Source organism: Faecalicatena contorta, assembly GCF_021531895.1.
In the GTDB taxonomy this organism is placed as follows: Bacteria; Bacillota; Clostridia; order Lachnospirales; family Lachnospiraceae; genus JAFBIX01.
In genome coordinates, this window is record NZ_JAFBIX010000023.1 from 19,834 (window position 1) to 37,299 (window position 17,466).

Genomic DNA, 17,466 nt, shown 5'->3' on the forward strand with positions numbered 1-17,466 from the left:
ATACATTTTGTGTCAAGGGGAATTTTTCTCTCTTCATACAAAAAGAGACAGAAAATTCTAACAAATTTTCTGTCTCTTTAATGTTTTGAATTCTCATCTCATTTTAGTATAGCTTTGCTCCAATCTCTCTTGGACGGAATCCTTCATCTTCAAGTGCCATCAGTATATCATGTTTATGTTCTGTTCCGAACGCCTCCATAGTGATACGAAGTTCTACTGCCGCATTTCGGTTGGTACTTACAAACTGATTATGTTCCAACTTGATAACATTTCCCTGTGCATTGGCGATGGTTGCCGCAACTCGTACCAATTCACCTGGTTTATCCGGAAGAAGTACGGATACAGAGAAGATTCTGTCTCGTTGTATCAAACCATGCTGTACAATAGAAGACATGGTGATTACATCCATATTTCCACCACTTAAGATTGCAACTGCCTTTTTACCTTTCAAATCAAGCTGACGCAGAGCTGCAACTGTCAGCAGACCCGAATTCTCTACTATCATCTTATGGTTCTCTACCATATCCAAAAATACGGCAATCAATTCATCATCAGCAACCGTCAAGACACTGTCGATATTCTCTTTTGCATACGGAAAAATCTTTTCTCCAACACGCTTTACAGCGGTACCGTCTGCAATTGTATTAGCACTATCTAGGGTAACAGGCTCTCCTGCTTCCAGAGCCGCTGTCATGCTTGCTGCGGCAGCAGGTTCTACACCAATTACCTTAATCTTAGGATTCAGCATTTTCGCAAGCGTTGATACACCTGTCACCAGACCGCCGCCGCCAACCGGCACCAGAATATAATCAACTGTAGGTAATTCCTGAACAATCTCCATCGCAATCGTACCCTGACCTGTTGCGATTGCCAGATCGTCAAATGGATGTACAAACGTATAGCCATTTTCTTCTGCAAGTTTCAATGCATATTCGCAAGCATCATCATAGACATCCCCATGTAAGATCACTTCTGCTCCATAGCTTTTCGTTCGATTTACTTTGATAAGCGGAGTGACCGTTGGCATTACAATCGTTGCTTTGCAGCCAAACTTCTGAGCAGCGTACGCAACTCCCTGAGCATGATTTCCTGCAGACGCAGTAATCAATCCTTTTTCACGCGCTTCTTCTGTCATCGTGCTAATCTTATAATATGCCCCCCTTACTTTATATGCACCTGTATACTGCATATTTTCCGGTTTCAAATAAATCTTTCCGCCAGTCTGCTGACTAAGGTATTCACTATATACCAATTTTGTCGGATTTGTAACCTTTTTTACAAGTTCACTGGCTTCTTCAAATTTTTCTAATGTAAGCATTGAATATTTCTCCTCTCTTATTCTGCTGTAAATAAAGCGTTTACAAAAGTATCTGCGTCAAATTTCTGAAGATCATCTATAGTCTCCCCTACGCCAATATATTTGACTGGAATCCCAAGTTCAGCCTGTATTGCCACAGCAATCCCCCCTTTGGCAGTTCCGTCCATTTTTGTCAAAATGATTCCTGTGATGTCTGCTACTTCATTAAATTCTTTTGCCTGCTGCAATGCATTCTGACCTGTTGTAGCATCTAGAACGACCAATGTTTCCCGAAATGCTTCTGGATACTCACGATCAATAATTCGATTCATTTTCTTTAATTCTTCCATCAAGTTCTTCTTATTGTGGAGTCTTCCGGCAGTGTCACATAACAGCACATCCGCATGTCTGGCCTTAGCAGCCGCAACCGCATCATATACAACCGACGCAGGATCAGAACCTTCCTGTCCACCGATCAGATCTGCCTGTGCCCGGTTTGCCCATTCTTTTAACTGCTCCCCCGCTGCAGCTCGAAACGTATCCGCAGCAGCCAATATAACTTTCTTATTTTGTGCCCGGAGTTTACCGGCTAATTTTCCAATTGTTGTAGTCTTTCCGACACCATTGACTCCGATTACCATAACAACCGACGTCTTTTCCTCGAACTCATAAGCAGTTTCACCTACATCCATCTGTTCTTTGATACTGTCAATCAATATCTGTCTGCATTGTGAAGGTTCTTTGATATGCTGCTCTTTTACTTTGGTTTTCAAATCATCCAGAATATCATAAGTAGCCTGAACACCAAGATCTCCCATGATTAGAACTTCTTCCAGCTCTTCATAGAACTCATCATCTATATGAGAAAATCCATTAAAAATACTGTCCATCCCAGATACAATATTATCCCTCGTCTTACTGAGACCTGAGACCAGACGTTTAAAAAAACCTATATTTTCCTTATTCTCTTCTGTCATATCGTCCTCCTATTGCTCCAACTCATCTTCTAACAAACTTACAGATACAAGTGTAGATACACCTTTTTCCTGCATAGTAATACCATACAGTCTGTCGGCAGCAGTCATTGTTCCCCTTCGGTGTGTAATTACAATGAACTGTGTATGTTTCGTTAATTTATGCAAATATTGCGCAAACCTCACAACATTGTTATCATCCAATGCCGCCTCAATCTCATCCAGCAGACAGAACGGGGATGGTTTTAAATTTTGAATAGCAAATAATAGCGCAATAGCCGTCAAAGCTTTCTCGCCGCCGGATAATTGCATCATATTCTGCAATTTCTTTCCTGGCGGCTGAGCAATGATTCGAATACCCGCTTCCAGAATATCTTCATCTTCCATCAGCTCCAATGTACCTTTTCCACCGCCAAACAACTCTTTAAATACTGTATCAAATTCCTTGGCTATCAAGGCAAACTGCTCCTGAAACTGTTTACGCATCGCAGTATCAAGTTCTTCAATGATCTGTTCCAGCGTTGCTTCTGCCTCCACCAGATCATCATGCTGTCCTTTTAAGAATTCATATCGTTCGGATACACTTTTATATTCTTCTATCGCGTTAACATTCACATTTCCAAGTGCACGGATCTCACTTTTTAATTCCTGTATCCTCTTTTTCATCTTTGCAAGATCCGTCAGATTTTTGTCTCTTAACTCTCTTGCATGGTTAAACGTAATCTCATATTCTTCCCACATATAATTCATCTGTTTGTCAGAGGATGCCTCATAATTCTCTCTCTGACTCTCCAGACGGAATATTTCTTTATCAAGACTTGACATATGCTTGGACAGATCTTCACGTTTTTGCAGGAATACTTTGTGTTTTTGGTTTAATTCTTCACGTTCTTTTTTGAATTTTTCTATTTCATTCTGAATCTCTTTAAATAAATCTTTTGAATTCTCTATAGTCTGTCGCAGTTCTGTGATCTGCTCCTCTTTTTCTTCGATTTCCTTTGAAGTACCACCTTTACTCTTCTCCAATTCTTTTAATTCATTCTGAAATTTACCGATTTCTTCTTGAATACGATTTACATTCTCTATCACGAATGTAAATTTTTGTTCCAGACTGGCATATGCAAGATGTATCTCTTCTGTTCTTTTTAACTTCAAAGTCTCTTCTTCATGTTCTTTTTCAAGAACTTTCTGTTCTTTTTCAATTCGTTCTGTCAGATCCTTTTCAAGTGTTTCTGATGTATCTAACTCAACATTGATGGATTCCTGATTATCAATAATGTCTGTAATCTGTACATCCAGCCTTTCTGACTCTATTCTAGTCTGCTCAGAAATCTCATTTGCATTTTTCATTCTAGATGCTGCCTGATCGGCATTCATTTTTGCCGTGTTCTGAATGACGTATGCTTTCTGGAGTTTGTTACTGATCTCATCCAGTTTCTCATAATAACCGGCACGCTCTTTTCGCAAGGCTTCGGAAGACGCTTCCATCTCATCCATCTCTTGCTTCAGTTTTTTAACTGTTTTTTCAAACTCCTCTATTTCACGTCGTCTGCTTAACAGATTACTGGAATTTTTAAAAGCTCCACCAGTCATGGAACCTCCAGGATTAATCAATTCTCCCTCTAACGTTACAATGCGTATAGATTGTTTGTACTTTTTTGCAATTGCAATTCCATGATCAATATGGTCAACAACAAGCGTCCTTCCAAGCAAATAATCTGCTAATGATTTATACTGGCTTTCCACCTTTACAAGTGTATTCGCAGTACCTATAACGCCTTGTTCATGTAAGGCTTCTGGCTTCCCGATTCCTGAATAGGCATGGATTGTAGTCAACGGAAGAAATGTTGCACGTCCAAACTTGTTCTTTTTTAAGAACTGAATCATCCGTTTGGCTGTTTCTTCATCTGTAGTTACAATATTCTGAATATTCCCTCCAAGGGCTGTCTCAATGGCAATCTCATAATTTTTGTCCACTTTGATCAGATCAGCAACAACACCTAACAATCCTTTTTCTCTGTCCCTATTGTCCATTACTTTGCGAATACTATTGCCATACCCATCATAACGCTCAGTAATATTTTTTAAAGATTCCAATCTGGATTGCTCTCTGTGAAATGCTGTCTGTCCGATACGGAATTGCTCCGTCTGCTTTGCCAGTCGTTTCTGAAGTTCTTCAATTTTCGTCTCATACTGACTGCTTTCTTCAGACAGTTCAATAATCTTAGAAGATACTTCTTTTAATTCATTCTGATAGCCTTCTAGTTTTTTGCTCTGCTCCTGGATCTCCATTTCAGATTCCTGAATCTGGCGATCCATTCCAGCCTTTCTGACATGAATCTGCTCAAGCATGGTATCGTATTTTTGAATCTTTGCCTTAGTAGATGCCCTGCTATTCAACAATTCCATGATATCATTTTTATTTTTATCTACAGAAGCAGTGATTTCTGCAATCCTGGATTGAACATCAATCAGCTCTTTTTTGGCCTGTTCTTCAAGATTCATCTGTTCATCCATCTGTTTCTGGATTGCTTCCTGTTCTGACTTTAATTCTTGAAGTTGACCCTCACGGACATTTATTTCTGAATCGATAGTTCTTGCACGCTGATCGTAATGTGCATCATTCATATGCATACTTCGAATCTGCTCTTTGAGCAATTCTATCTGATTCTCAAGCTGCTGTTTCAACATAGTAGTCTCATTGAGCTGACTTTTCGCTTTTTCAATCGATGCATCAATGCCATCAACTTGTTCTTCCACAGATTCATATTCTGTTTTCATGGCATCATATTGACTGCTTGCTTCTCCAAGTTCTTCTCTGGTCACGTCAAGCTTTTCATCAATTCCCTGAATCTGTTCCTGTAGTCTCTCAGTCTCAAGTAAGAACATGTTAATATCATACGTTTTCAACTGTTCTTTCTTTTTTAAGTATTCTTTTGCCGTCTCTGCCTGTCTCTCCAGAGGTCCGACCTGCTTCTCAAGCTCTGCTAAAATATCATTTACCCGCAAAAGATTCTGCCGTTCTTCTTCCAACTTTTTGACGGACATGTTTTTTCGGCGTTTGAATTTTACAATTCCAGCTGCTTCATCGAATAATTCTCTTCGTTCCTCTGGCTTACCGCTTAGGATTTTGTCAATCTGTCCCTGACCAATAATAGAATAACCTTCTTTTCCAATTCCAGTATCATAGAATAACTCATTGACATCTTTTAGACGACAGGCGCTCCCATTGATTAAATATTCACTTTCTCCAGAACGATATAGTTTTCTGGCGACCGTTACTTCTTCATAATCAATCGGGAGCTGATGATCTGAATTATCCAGTGTAATTGCAACAGAAGCATAACTTAAAGGCTTCCGATTCTCCGTACCGGAGAAAATAACATCTTGCATACTTCCGCCGCGCAATTGTTTTACACGCTGTTCTCCAAGCACCCATCGCACGGCATCCGCAACATTACTCTTACCGCTTCCGTTCGGTCCTACAATGCCTGTAATCCCGTTATGGAAGTCAAATTTAATCTTGTGTGCAAATGATTTAAACCCTTGCACTTCTATGCTCTTTAAATACATGCTACACCTACTTTATATTCATCTTGTGCAACTTCAAAATACTCTGGTAAGCTGCGTCTTGCTCTGCCGCTTTTTTGGTACGGCCCGTACCAAGGCCATAGACCTTTTCTCCAATAGAGACGGCCACATGAAACGATTTATCGTGATCAGGACCTTCTTCTCCAATCAGTCTATAGGAAATGACCTCTTTAAAATTGGCCTGTACAATTTCCTGCAGGATAGTCTTGCTATCATAAAAGAGCTTTTTATTCTCAAGATCTTTCAAGATAAATCGCTGAATAAACTCTTTTGCATTAGCAAAACCACCATCAATATAGATTGCTCCAATCAGTGCTTCCATTGCATCTGAGGTGATAGATTCTCTTTTACGTCCCCCAGTAGCTTCCTCTCCTTTGCCAAGCAGAAGGTAATCACCTAGCTTCAAATCTCTGGCACAAAAAGCCAGAGCCGGCTCGCATACCATACTGGCTCTTGTCTTTGTAAGTTCACCTTCCGGCATCTTCCCATGTTCATAAAACAAAAATTCACTAGACACCAATTCCAATACAGCATCTCCTAAAAACTCCAGACGCTCATTACATTCATATTTTGGCAGATGCATTTCATTTGCATAAGAACTATGAATCATCGCTTTTTTTAATAAATGAAAATCTTTAAATTTATATCCGATTTTATTTTCTAATATTCTTAAATCCAGTCCCATAATATGCCTCACATAAGAAAAAGCCCTACTGGGCTTTTTCTTTTCTATATTCCCTAGTTATTTGTTGCATTTTTGATCTGTTCTACAGCATCTCCTACTGTAACGATCTTCTCAGCATCATCATTATCAATTTCAATATCAAATGTCTCTTCTATCCCCATAATAATCTGAAAAATATCAAGAGAATCTGCTCCCAAGTCATCTACAAATGTAGTATCCATCGTAATCTCGTCTGCATTAATATTCAATACATCAGCAATAATTTCCTTAATTTTTTCGAATTCCATTTTGTTTCTCCTTTTCTCCTACTTATTGTTCTCTCTATTCAGCGGATATCACATCCGTTTGAATACACTCTTTGATTTTTTCATTAATTTTCTGATTCTTAAAGGTTACACACTGAATCAATGTATTGCTCACTTCTTTTGCTTTTGCACTTCCGTGTGTTTTCACTACAAGACCATTCAATCCAAGAAGTGGCGCTCCACCGTACTCACTGGCATCAAATTCCTTCAACGTTGCTTTCAATGCCGGTTTTACAAGAAGTGCACCAATTTTACTGCGAAGGGTACTCATCATACCTTCCTTGATCTTTCCAACCAGTGTAGATGCAAGTCCTTCTGTCAATTTCAAAATTACATTCCCAGTAAATGCCTCACAGACAATCACATCTGCCTGTCCATGTGGAATTTCTCTGGCCTCAATGCTTCCTGTGAAATTGATTCCTTTTGTCTCTTTCAGCAATGGAAATGTCTCTTTTACCAATGCATTTCCCTTTTCTTCCTCTGCTCCAATATTTACAATCGCTACCTTAGGATTTTTTATTCCTACAATATGCTCCATATATATGGAACCCATCTTGGCAAACTGAACCAGATGCGATGGTCTGGCATCCACATTCGCTCCGCAGTCAATCAAAAGACTGACTCCCTTTTCTGTTGGAATTAATGGTGCAAGCGGTGGTCTCTCAACTCCTTTAAGCCTTCCTACAATCGTCTGACCGCCAACAAGAATGGCTCCAGAACTTCCTGCAGACACAAAAGCATCTGCCTCTCCTTTCTTCACCATCTTCATACCAACTACGATTGACGAATCCTTCTTCCGACGAATCGCATTGACAGGCGGTTCTGCGGTCTCAATCACTTCTGTGGCATTCACTACCTCTATCTGCTCTTTCTTATAATTGTAAGATGAAAGCTCTGAAGTAATCTCCTCTTCTCGACCAACCAGAATCACTTTCAGGCCAGCTTCTTTTGAGACAGCTTCAACAGCACCTTTAACCATCTCTTTTGGTGCATTGTCACCGCCCATGGCGTCCAATACTACTTTTGTAATTTCTGACATAATTTTTCCTCCTAGCCTACTAGATTTCATTCTACTAAACATTGTTATAAAAATCAATGATTTCTACATAAAAAATAAGACTTACCAACCACTAGTAAGTCTTACCTTTCAACATCATTCTAAATTAGTCCTGAGGAATAATTTCTTTTTTGTTGTATGAGCCACAAGCCTTGCACACTCTGTGAGGCATCATTAACTCGCCACACTTGCTGCATTTAACCAGGTTTGGAGCGCTCATTTTCCAATTAGCTCTTCTTTTATCTCTTCTTGCTTTAGAAGATTTGTTCTTTGGACAAATTGACATGGGTTACACCTCCTTAAAATTCTTAAACACATCGCGGATAACTGACATTCTAGGGTCAAGACTTGTATCTTCACAACTACAAGTTCCCTGATTCAGGTTTTGACCACATACGTTGCAAATTCCTTTACAGTCTTCGCTACACAGAATCTTCGTCGGCCACCCTATTAGTACCTCGTTGTAGATCAGTTTATCTACATCGAGAGCATATCCGTCAATATAATTTGATTCATCGAATTCATCTGAATCCATCTTCTCTTCTTCAGAAACTCCTGCTTCAACCTTTTTTGTAAAATCAAGATGAAATTCTGTCGGAACAGGCTCCAGGCAACGATCACAAGGTATCTCTATCACAAGTCCGCATGTCCCGTGAATCTCGATCTGTCTATCTTTTACATAATCAATCGTAATATAGACATCCTCTTTTGATAAAACCGGAAACGTACCGAGTTTTGATTGAAATACTTCTAATGTACATGGAACTGTTTCATCCAAGGATTTATGTGGTTCAGACAAAACATTGGATAGGTCAATTAACATATAGTCACCCCTATTCATACCTAGATTATTATATCACGTAAAAGGTTTTTGTCAACAAATATTTGTTGATTTTGCTTAAAACCTTTCAAATTTTTCGAACTGTTCCAGAAATTCGACGTTTTCTGATACATCAGTATGATGAAACCCTCCCACAAAACTGCAGGAGGGTATTCCTAAAACCATATCATATTCTTATATCTTGTTTATACTAATGCTACCGTCTCACGAGCAATCGCAAGCTCTTCATTGGTAGGAATTACAAGAACTTTTACCTTAGAATCTGGAGTTGAGATTGCAATCTCCTCACCACGTTTGCCATTCGCTTCTTCATCAAGTGTAATTCCAAGATATCCAAGATACTTGATAACATCTGCACGCATAGATCCAGAATTCTCTCCGATACCTGCAGTAAATGCAATGACATCTACCCCATTCATTGCTGCAACATAACTTCCAACATATTTTGCAACACGATATGCAAATACTTCTAATGCAATTTTAGCAGGTTTATTTCCTTCACTTGCAGCAGCGTCCAGATCACGGAAATCGCTGGAAAGATTATTGGAAAGACCATATACACCAGACTTCTTATTCAGCATTGTCATAAGACCAGCAATGTCAAGATCTTCCTTCTTAGCAATGAATTCAAGGATTGCCGGATCAATATCACCGGAACGTGTACCCATTACCAGACCTTCCAAAGGAGTAAGACCCATAGAAGTATCCACGGATTTTCCGTTTTCTACTGCACAGATGCTGGCTCCATTTCCAAGGTGACATACGATTGTCTTTACCTGATCATACGGTTTGCCAACTAATTCAGCAGCTCTCTTAGATACAAAACTGTGGCTTGTACCATGGAAACCATATCTTCTTACTTTGTATTTATCATAATATTCATACGGAAGTCCATACATGTATGCTTTCTCCGGCATTGTCTGATGGAATGCAGTATCAAATACAGCAACCATCGGAGTACCTGGCATTAATTCCTGACATGCATTGATTCCAATCAGGTTTGCCGGATTGTGAAGTGGTGCAAGGTCATTACACTCTTCAATTGCTTTTTTTACTTCATCTGTGATCACAACTGAACTTGCAAATTTTTCCCCACCATGTACCACACGATGTCCAACTGCACCAATCTCATCCAGGCTCTTAACAACTCCTGTCTCTGGATCTGTTAAAGCATCAATTACAAACTGAATTGCTTCTGTATGTGTTGGCATTGCTTTGTCGGATTTCACCTTTTCTCCGCCTGCCGGCTGATAAGTAAGGCTTCCGTCGATTCCGATTCTCTCGCAGAGTCCTTTTGCCAGAACTTCTTCAGATTCAGAATTGATTAATTGGAATTTTAAGGATGAACTACCACAGTTAATAACTAATACATTCATAAATATATACCTCTCTTTGATAATTTATAATATCTCATTAAATAATTAGTCTTCTGCCATACACTGTACAGCTGTGATTGCTACTACACCTTCGATATCTTTCGCACTGCATCCACGGGACAAGTCATTGACCGGTGCTGCAATACCTTGTGTAAGTGGTCCGTAAGCTTCTGCTTTTCCAAGTCTCTGTGCAAGCTTATATCCAATGTTACCAGCATCAAGATCTGGGAATACTAATACATTAGCCTTACCTGCCACCGGGCTACCTGGTGCTTTAGAAGCTCCTACTTCTGGTACAATAGCCGCATCCAGCTGGAATTCTCCATCAAGAAGCAGTCCTTCTGGAGCATTTTCCTTTGCAATACGTGTTGCTTCTACTACTTTATCAACGTCAGGATGTTTTGCACTTCCCTTTGTAGAGTGCGAAAGCATTGCAACGATTGGTTCTTTTCCAGTCAGAAGCTTGAATGAATCTGCAGAAGAAAGTGCGATTGCAGCAAGTTTCTCAGGATCTGGATTCTGCTCAAGTCCAGAATCTGCAAATACGAATGTTCCGTCAGCACCCATATCGCAATCCGGTACTACGATTACGAAGAAAGCAGAAACTAATTTTGTTCCTGGCTTTGTCTTCAGAATCTGCAGACATGGTCTTAATGTATCTGCTGTAGAATGGCATGCTCCAGATACCATACCGTCAGCATCTTTCATCTTGACCATCATAACACCATAATACAGATAATTTGTTAACAGAAGTTCTCTTGCCTGTTCTTCTGTCATACCTTTTTTCTGTCTTAACTCAACAAGCTTTGCAATGTATGCATCTGTCTTCTCATAGGTTGCAGGATCTACAATTGTAGCTCCGCTGATATCAAAAGAGCCCTTATTCTTTGCGATCTCTTCTTCGCTTCCGATTAAGATCAGATTAGCAGTTCCTTCTTTTAATACAGCTTCTGCTGCTTCATAAGTTCTGATGTCTTCTGTCTCAGGAAGTACAATTGTTTTTTTACATGTTTTTGCTTTTGCTTTAATTTCATCTATAAATCCCATGATTGATAGACTCCTTTCCATATATTCTCAGTATTTTTATTATAATACAAAGAGACCTCGTGGACAAGGTCTCTTCTTAGAATCTTATGTCTATTTTTATATACAATTGTCATAAAAATTAGATTATTATAGTGAATCATAGCTGAAATACATGGCTTACGATTGCAAAATATACACTAATAGTACTGATATCTACCAATGTGGAAATCAATGGTGTTGCCATGATTGCAGGATCTAACCCAATCTTTTTTGCAAGCAGAGGCAAGGTACATCCCACTACTTTTGCAATTACGACTGTACATGCCATTGTTAATCCAATCGTAAATGCCATCAACGCATCTCCCTGTCCCATCAGCATAATTCGAATTCCATTGACAACCGAAAGAATCAGACTAATACAGACAGCAACACGGACTTCCTTCCATACTACTTTGAACAGATCACTAAACTCTATCTCTCCCACCGACAATCCACGGATTATCAGCGTGGAACTCTGGGATCCGCAGTTTCCTCCGGTTCCGGTCAACATCGGTATAAATCCCGCAAGCTGTGGCATAACAGCAAGTGCCGCCTCATAACTATTCATGATCATCTGAGTAACTGTTGCAGAAAGCATCAAGAACAGAAGCCATGGGATACGACTCTTTACATGTTCAAACACAGTCGTTCCAAAATAGGATTCCTCACTCGGATTGACACCGGCCATGATACTGATATCTTCTGTGGTCTCTTCCTGTAATACCAACATAGCATCGTCAACAGTTACGATACCGACCATGCACATCTCATGGTCTACAATGGGCAATGCAATCAAACCATATTTTGTGATTGTCCTTGCCACATCTTCCTGGTCATCTGTAGTATGTGCATAAAGCATATTCGTATCCATGATCTCTTCGATAGTCTTGGATTCACTGGTTGTAAGAAGTTCTTTGACATCGACTTGACCGATTAATTTTCTCTTTTCGGTCACATAACAAGTATAGATTGTCTCACGATTCAGACCTACTTGTCTGATTTTTAATATGGATTCCGCCACCGTCATCTCACGCCGTAATGCAATGTAATCTACATTCATTACACTTCCGGCACTGTCTTCAGGATATTGCAGTAATTGATTGATCTGCGCTCTGGTCTCCTCATCTGTCACCATCAAAAGTCTGTCCACCACGTTGGCAGGCATTTCTTCCAGAACGTCAACCGTATCATCGAGGTACATTTCTTCCATGACTTCTTCCAGCTCGGAATCCGTCAGTGCATTGATCAAGACTTCACGCATATCACTGTTCATATACGTAAAAGTCTCTGCTGCTTCTTCTTTTGCCAACAATCGGAATACCATCACTAACTGTTTCTGGTCAAATTCTTCCAATATATCTGCAAGGTCGACAGGATACATATTATTTTCAAGTTCTTCTTTTAATTCTTTGAACTGACGGTTCTCTAACATGTCAAGAATACGTTCTTCAGTCAGTTCTTCACGTTCTTCCAGATAGTCAAACTCTTTTTCTTCCTGTTCTGTATCTTCTGGCTTAACGTTCATCTCTTCGCTTTCCATATATACCCTCCCTCCCAATATTTGCGAACTTAATCTTTCTATAGTATAATCAATTTCAAAAAGATATACAAGGAGATTATGATGAAAATCGTCGGATTAATTACGGAATACAACCCATTTCATAATGGACATTTATACCATATAGAGAAAGCCCGGGAACTTACTGATGCAGATGCTGTCATTGTTGTTATGAGCGGAAATTATGTTCAGCGCGGTGCTCCTGCTATTATGCCAAAGCATTTGCGGGCAGAAGTCGCCCTGGAAGCAGGTGTCGATCTCCTTATGGAGCTTCCCGTATGTTACGCAGTCGGAAGTGCTGAATATTTTGCAGCTGGTGCTATCTCTCTGTTTGAACAGTTGGGATGCGTCGATGCGATCTGTTTTGGAAGTGAATGTGGGGATTATAATGTCCTGGAAAACATTGCACATATCATTTCAGAGGAACCTGAAGAGTATAAGTTTTCTCTGCAGGAAGCATTACGGAAGGGCATGTCTTTTCCACGCGCAAGACAAATGGCTCTCGCCAATTATCTAAAAGATGATTCCATAGATATGATTTTAGAGCAGCCCAACAATATTCTTGGAATTGAATATATTAAAACCCTTCATAAAACCCACAGTAATATCAAGTCATATACTATCAAGCGAAAAGTATCTGGATATCACGATGAACATCTGACTGGGAACTATAGTTCAGCTTCTGCGATTCGCAAGCTTCTTGCATACGCAAGCAATTCCATTCATCTAGAAGGAGAAGGTATGTTTGATGAGCCTGTCATGTCTGAAGTATTGACTAGACTGGAGGATCAGGTACCACCTTCTTGTATACGTATGCTTGAAGAAATGCATCGTAATCGATATCCTATTTATGCCAACGATTTTTCTCTTATCTTAAAATACAAATTATTGTCAGAAACACGTGATACTTTAGTAAAATACAAAGATGTCACCGAAGATCTGGCAAATCGGATCATGAACCATGTCAATGACTTTATAACTTTTGAGCAATTTTGTGATTTGTTAAAAACAAAAGATATAACTTATACTAGAATCAGCAGAAGTTTATTTCATATCTTGCTGAATATAACGAACGAAGATATGCTGATCTACGAAAAAGAAGGCTTTTGCCAATATGCACACATTCTTGGTTTTCGCAAAGATGCCGGAAAACTTTTATCTCACCTGAAACAACATTCCAAAGTACCATTAATCACAAAACTTACGCAGACAAGTGAGCTAAACAATACTGGATTACAGATGTTAGAGCAGGACATCTTTGCTTCCAACCTATATGAAAGTGTTATCACCAACAAATTTAAAATGCCTTTTATCAATGAATATCAACATCAGATTATTAGAATTTGAGATTATAATTCTATCACTTTACTGCACGCAATCGCCATGGAGCCAGCCCCTATGTGGCATGTCACACTCAATGACAGGCGATCCATCACGATATCATAGTCTGGAAAGCGGTTCTGAATCTCCGCTTTCCACTGCATTGCTTCTTCATCAGAACAGGTATACGCAGCTTCCAAATGCACAGTTTGTCCAGCAAATCTTTCACTGATATCCTTTTCCATTGCATCTAACATAGTTTTTTTGGCAGATTTCCATCCACGTACTTTAGCAAATGAATCTAATTTTTCACCTTGAATCTGCAGGACTGGTTTCAGGTTCAGAACTGTTCCCAATGCAGCGGCTGCCGGAGTCACTCTTCCACCTTTTTTCAAATATTTTAACGTATCTACTGTAATATAAATACTGGCTTCTAATTTTTCCCGCATTAAAACATCTTTAATCTCAACTGCAGGCATTCCCTTTTTGGCCATCTCAATAGCATCTAATACAGACTGCCTTTGAGTTACAGAAATTCTCTGGTTATCGATTACATGTACTTTTCCATCAAAATCCTGTGCCAAAGCCATCGCAGTCTCACAAGAACTACTCAGACCGCTTGACATCGGAATATGTACAATTTCCTCATAGCTTTCCAACAGTTCTTCCCACAACTCCATTACATCTGCAGGAGACGGCTGTGAAGTAGAGATATCCGCATCATTTTCCAATCTTTTATAAAATTCATCCTGCGTCAATGTGATATCTTCATAATAAAGTTCTCCATCAATATAAAAAGGCATTGGGAGAACATGAATTCCCAATTGTTCTGCTTGTTTCTGTGTAATTCCGCTGTTGCTGTCTGTTACAATCGCCACTTTTCCCATTCTTCATTTTCCTCTCTAATTCTTAAAACTGTGAATCGGTGCGGGAATTCTTCCCTGTCTGTTCACAAATGCACTGCAATCATATTCATTCACCGGTATAATCGGTGCATAACCCAATAATCCACCAAACTCTGCCGTTTCCCCGACATCTTTTCCAATCACAGGAATCAACCGGACAGCCGTTGTCTTCTGATTGACCATGCCTATTGCCATCTCATCGGCAATAATTCCCGAGATTGTTGATGCTTTTGTCTTTCCGGGAATTGCAATCATATCCAGACCGACAGAGCAGACACAAGTCATTGCTTCTAATTTTTCTATCGTCAAAGCTCCAAGATTCACAGCATCGATCATCCCTTTGTCTTCACTGACCGGGATAAACGCACCGCTTAACCCTCCTACATAAGAAGAAGCCATGACGCCCCCTTTTTTCACCTGATCATTCAACATTGCGAGTGCTGCAGTCGTACCCGGAGCGCCAACTCTTTCCAGTCCAATTTCCTCCAGAATCTCCGCAACACTATCTCCTACAGCAGGAGTCGGTGCCAAAGAAAGATCAATAATTCCAAATGGAATTCCCATTCTTTTTGAAGCCTCTCCAGCAACCAGCTGTCCAACTCGAGTCACTTTAAATGCAGTTTTCTTAATTGTCTCACACAATTTTTCAAATCCCTGTCCGCGTACCTGTTCAATCGCATGCTTTACAACGCCAGGGCCACTAACTCCAACATTAATGACCGCATCCCCTTCAGTAACTCCCAAAAATGCACCCGCCATAAACGGATTATCATCAGGGGCATTACAAAATACCACTAATTTTGCACAGCCCAGAGAATCATTCTCCTTTGTGGCCTCGGCAGTTGCTTTTATTATCTCTCCGCTCAATCTGACTGCATCCATATTAATTCCTGTTCTGGTTGATCCAACATTAATAGAACTACAGACACGGTCAGTGCATGCCAAAGCCTCTGGAATAGATCGAATCAAGTTCTCATCACTCTTCGTCATGGACTTTGAAACCAAGGCAGAATATCCACCGATAAAATTCACACCAACTTCTTTTGCTGCTTTATCTAACGTCCTTGCAATTGTAACATAATCTTCAGACTTCTTACATGCCGAACCGCCGATCAACGCTATTGGAGTCACGGAAATTCTTTTATTTACAATAGGAATTCCAAATTCCCGTTCAATCTGTTCGCCAGTCGAAACCAGATCTTTTGCTGTTGCTGTTATCTTATGATATATATTATCATTTAACTTCTTCAGATCCGAATCAATGCAATCCAATAAACTGATTCCAAGAGTAATCGTCCTGACATCCAGGTTTTCCTCCTCGATCATCTGGTTTGTCTCGTACACTTCATATCTGTTAATCATATTCTAATACCTGGCCTTTCTGTCTTCCTCTATAGTCTGTGCATTTTTTCAAAGATTTCTTCTCTTTGGCAGTGAATCGTCACACCAATGGAAACCCCCAACTCCTCTAACTCTTTTGCCACGCATTGAATCTCTTTTGCAGAATTTGTGACATCAACGATTGCCATCATATTAAAATATCCATCGACAATCGTCTGTGAAATATCCAGAATGTTAATATTCGTCTCTGCCAAATACGTACAGACCTTTGCAATGATTCCAACGGTATCCTTTCCCACAACTGTAATTACACACTTTCTCATCTTAGTTCCTCCTGCTTCTCATGTTTGCCTATAGTGTTATAATATCTGATACAGTATCTCGTTTAGCCACCATGATTGGAATATCATCTCCCTTATATGGGTTGTTTCCATAGCTGACCTCCAGTTTTACTGTCTCATAAGCCAGTTCTTCATAATTGTTTTCCTTACTCAGATGACCAAGTATCACATACTGTAAATTGTCATGTAGTATATCACAAAGAAGCCGCCCTGACAATTCATTTGATAAATGTCCCTTATCACCCATCACTCTTTTCTTCAAAGGATATGGGTATGGACCGACTTCCAGCATATGAATATCATGATTTGCTTCCAGAACAATTCCATCCAGATTCTGTAAATGTTTCACAGTATAATCATCATATTTTCCAAGATCTGTCGCAACAGCAACAGCTTTTTTTTCATTTTCAATTCGATATCCTGATGGTTCTTTTGCATCATGCGATATAGAAAAAGGGCAGATATTCATATCTCCCACAGAAAACACTTCATCAACATTTACTTCGTGCAGTAATCCATCAGGCATCTTGCCCAGGCTACTGCAACCGCGTATTCCCGCTATTGTACCTTTTGTCGCATAGATTGGAATCTCATATTTTCTGCTGAACACACCAAGTCCCTGAATATGGTCAATGTGTTCATGAGTAATCAAAATTCCTTTCAGTTCTTCTCCTTTGACTCCCAGTATATGTAACCCTTCTTCAATCCTCTTCTTACTAATCCCTGTATCTACCAGAAGATGCGTATTATCATCTCCTACATAGATACAGTTACCGCTGCTTCCACTGGCAATGCTGCATAATCTCATAC

At 39.7% G+C, this 17,466-nt stretch carries 16 protein-coding genes; 1 reads left to right on the forward strand and 15 read right to left on the reverse strand.

From position 1 onward, the window contains the following. Positions 1-103: 103 nt before the first annotated feature. The 11 genes from ilvA to mgtE form a co-directional block, all read right to left on the reverse strand. Complete coding sequence (gene ilvA, locus JQM81_RS10025; RefSeq protein ID WP_235233419.1) at positions 104-1,318, reverse strand: threonine ammonia-lyase; 1,215 nt, start codon at positions 1,316-1,318, stop codon at positions 104-106. 17 nt (positions 1,319-1,335) lie between these two features. Next, positions 1,336-2,274 (reverse strand): signal recognition particle-docking protein FtsY, encoded by a 939-nt coding sequence (ftsY, locus tag JQM81_RS10030; RefSeq protein WP_235233420.1) that lies wholly within the window; start codon positions 2,272-2,274, stop codon positions 1,336-1,338. Between the two features lie 9 nt (positions 2,275-2,283). Then, positions 2,284-5,844 (reverse strand): chromosome segregation protein SMC, encoded by a 3,561-nt coding sequence (gene smc, locus JQM81_RS10035; protein ID WP_235233421.1) that lies wholly within the window; start codon positions 5,842-5,844, stop codon positions 2,284-2,286. A 7-nt stretch (positions 5,845-5,851) separates the two neighbouring features. After that, complete coding sequence (gene rnc / locus JQM81_RS10040; RefSeq protein WP_235233422.1) at positions 5,852-6,547, reverse strand: ribonuclease III; 696 nt, start codon at positions 6,545-6,547, stop codon at positions 5,852-5,854. 53 nt (positions 6,548-6,600) lie between these two features. Continuing rightward, the gene (gene acpP / locus JQM81_RS10045; RefSeq protein WP_235233423.1) at positions 6,601-6,834 is read right to left on the reverse strand and encodes an acyl carrier protein; all 234 of its coding nucleotides are present in this window, start codon (positions 6,832-6,834) and stop codon (positions 6,601-6,603) included. A gap of 34 nt (positions 6,835-6,868) precedes the next feature. After that, positions 6,869-7,891, reverse strand: coding sequence for a phosphate acyltransferase PlsX (gene plsX, locus JQM81_RS10050; RefSeq protein ID WP_235233424.1), 1,023 nt, complete (start codon positions 7,889-7,891; stop codon positions 6,869-6,871). A gap of 124 nt (positions 7,892-8,015) precedes the next feature. Further along, entirely contained in the window at positions 8,016-8,195 is a 180-nt protein-coding gene (gene rpmF / locus JQM81_RS10055; RefSeq protein WP_004606185.1) for a 50S ribosomal protein L32, read from the reverse strand. 3 nt (positions 8,196-8,198) lie between these two features. Then, the gene (locus JQM81_RS10060) at positions 8,199-8,732 is read right to left on the reverse strand and encodes a YceD family protein (RefSeq protein WP_235233425.1); all 534 of its coding nucleotides are present in this window, start codon (positions 8,730-8,732) and stop codon (positions 8,199-8,201) included. Between the two features lie 203 nt (positions 8,733-8,935). Next, the gene (locus JQM81_RS10065) at positions 8,936-10,126 is read right to left on the reverse strand and encodes an acetate kinase (protein ID WP_235233427.1); all 1,191 of its coding nucleotides are present in this window, start codon (positions 10,124-10,126) and stop codon (positions 8,936-8,938) included. A gap of 45 nt (positions 10,127-10,171) precedes the next feature. After that, positions 10,172-11,173: a phosphate acetyltransferase gene (gene pta, locus JQM81_RS10070; RefSeq protein WP_235233429.1), complete on the reverse strand. Its 1,002-nt coding sequence runs from the start codon at positions 11,171-11,173 to the stop codon at positions 10,172-10,174. A 136-nt stretch (positions 11,174-11,309) separates the two neighbouring features. Further along, a complete protein-coding gene (gene mgtE / locus JQM81_RS10075) occupies positions 11,310-12,647 on the reverse strand; it encodes a magnesium transporter (RefSeq protein ID WP_235233453.1) in 1,338 nt (445 codons plus the stop codon). A gap of 165 nt (positions 12,648-12,812) precedes the next feature. Here mgtE and JQM81_RS10080 point away from each other — a divergent pair, with 165 nt between their 5' ends. After that, positions 12,813-14,096: a nucleotidyltransferase gene (locus tag JQM81_RS10080; RefSeq protein ID WP_235233454.1), complete on the forward strand. Its 1,284-nt coding sequence runs from the start codon at positions 12,813-12,815 to the stop codon at positions 14,094-14,096. Positions 14,097-14,098: 2 nt separating this feature from the next. Here the strand turns inward: JQM81_RS10080 and JQM81_RS10085 are convergent, their stop codons facing one another. The 4 genes from JQM81_RS10085 to JQM81_RS10100 are packed head-to-tail and all read right to left on the reverse strand — an operon-like array spanning position 14,099 to position 17,464. Then, a complete protein-coding gene (locus JQM81_RS10085; protein ID WP_235233430.1) occupies positions 14,099-14,956 on the reverse strand; it encodes a DegV family protein in 858 nt (285 codons plus the stop codon). 15 nt (positions 14,957-14,971) lie between these two features. Next, the gene (locus JQM81_RS10090; RefSeq protein WP_235233431.1) at positions 14,972-16,336 is read right to left on the reverse strand and encodes a PFL family protein; all 1,365 of its coding nucleotides are present in this window, start codon (positions 16,334-16,336) and stop codon (positions 14,972-14,974) included. 29 nt (positions 16,337-16,365) lie between these two features. After that, positions 16,366-16,638: an ACT domain-containing protein gene (locus tag JQM81_RS10095; RefSeq protein WP_235233432.1), complete on the reverse strand. Its 273-nt coding sequence runs from the start codon at positions 16,636-16,638 to the stop codon at positions 16,366-16,368. Positions 16,639-16,666: 28 nt separating this feature from the next. Next, positions 16,667-17,464, reverse strand: coding sequence for an MBL fold metallo-hydrolase (locus JQM81_RS10100; RefSeq protein WP_235233433.1), 798 nt, complete (start codon positions 17,462-17,464; stop codon positions 16,667-16,669). Positions 17,465-17,466 lie beyond the last annotated feature (2 nt).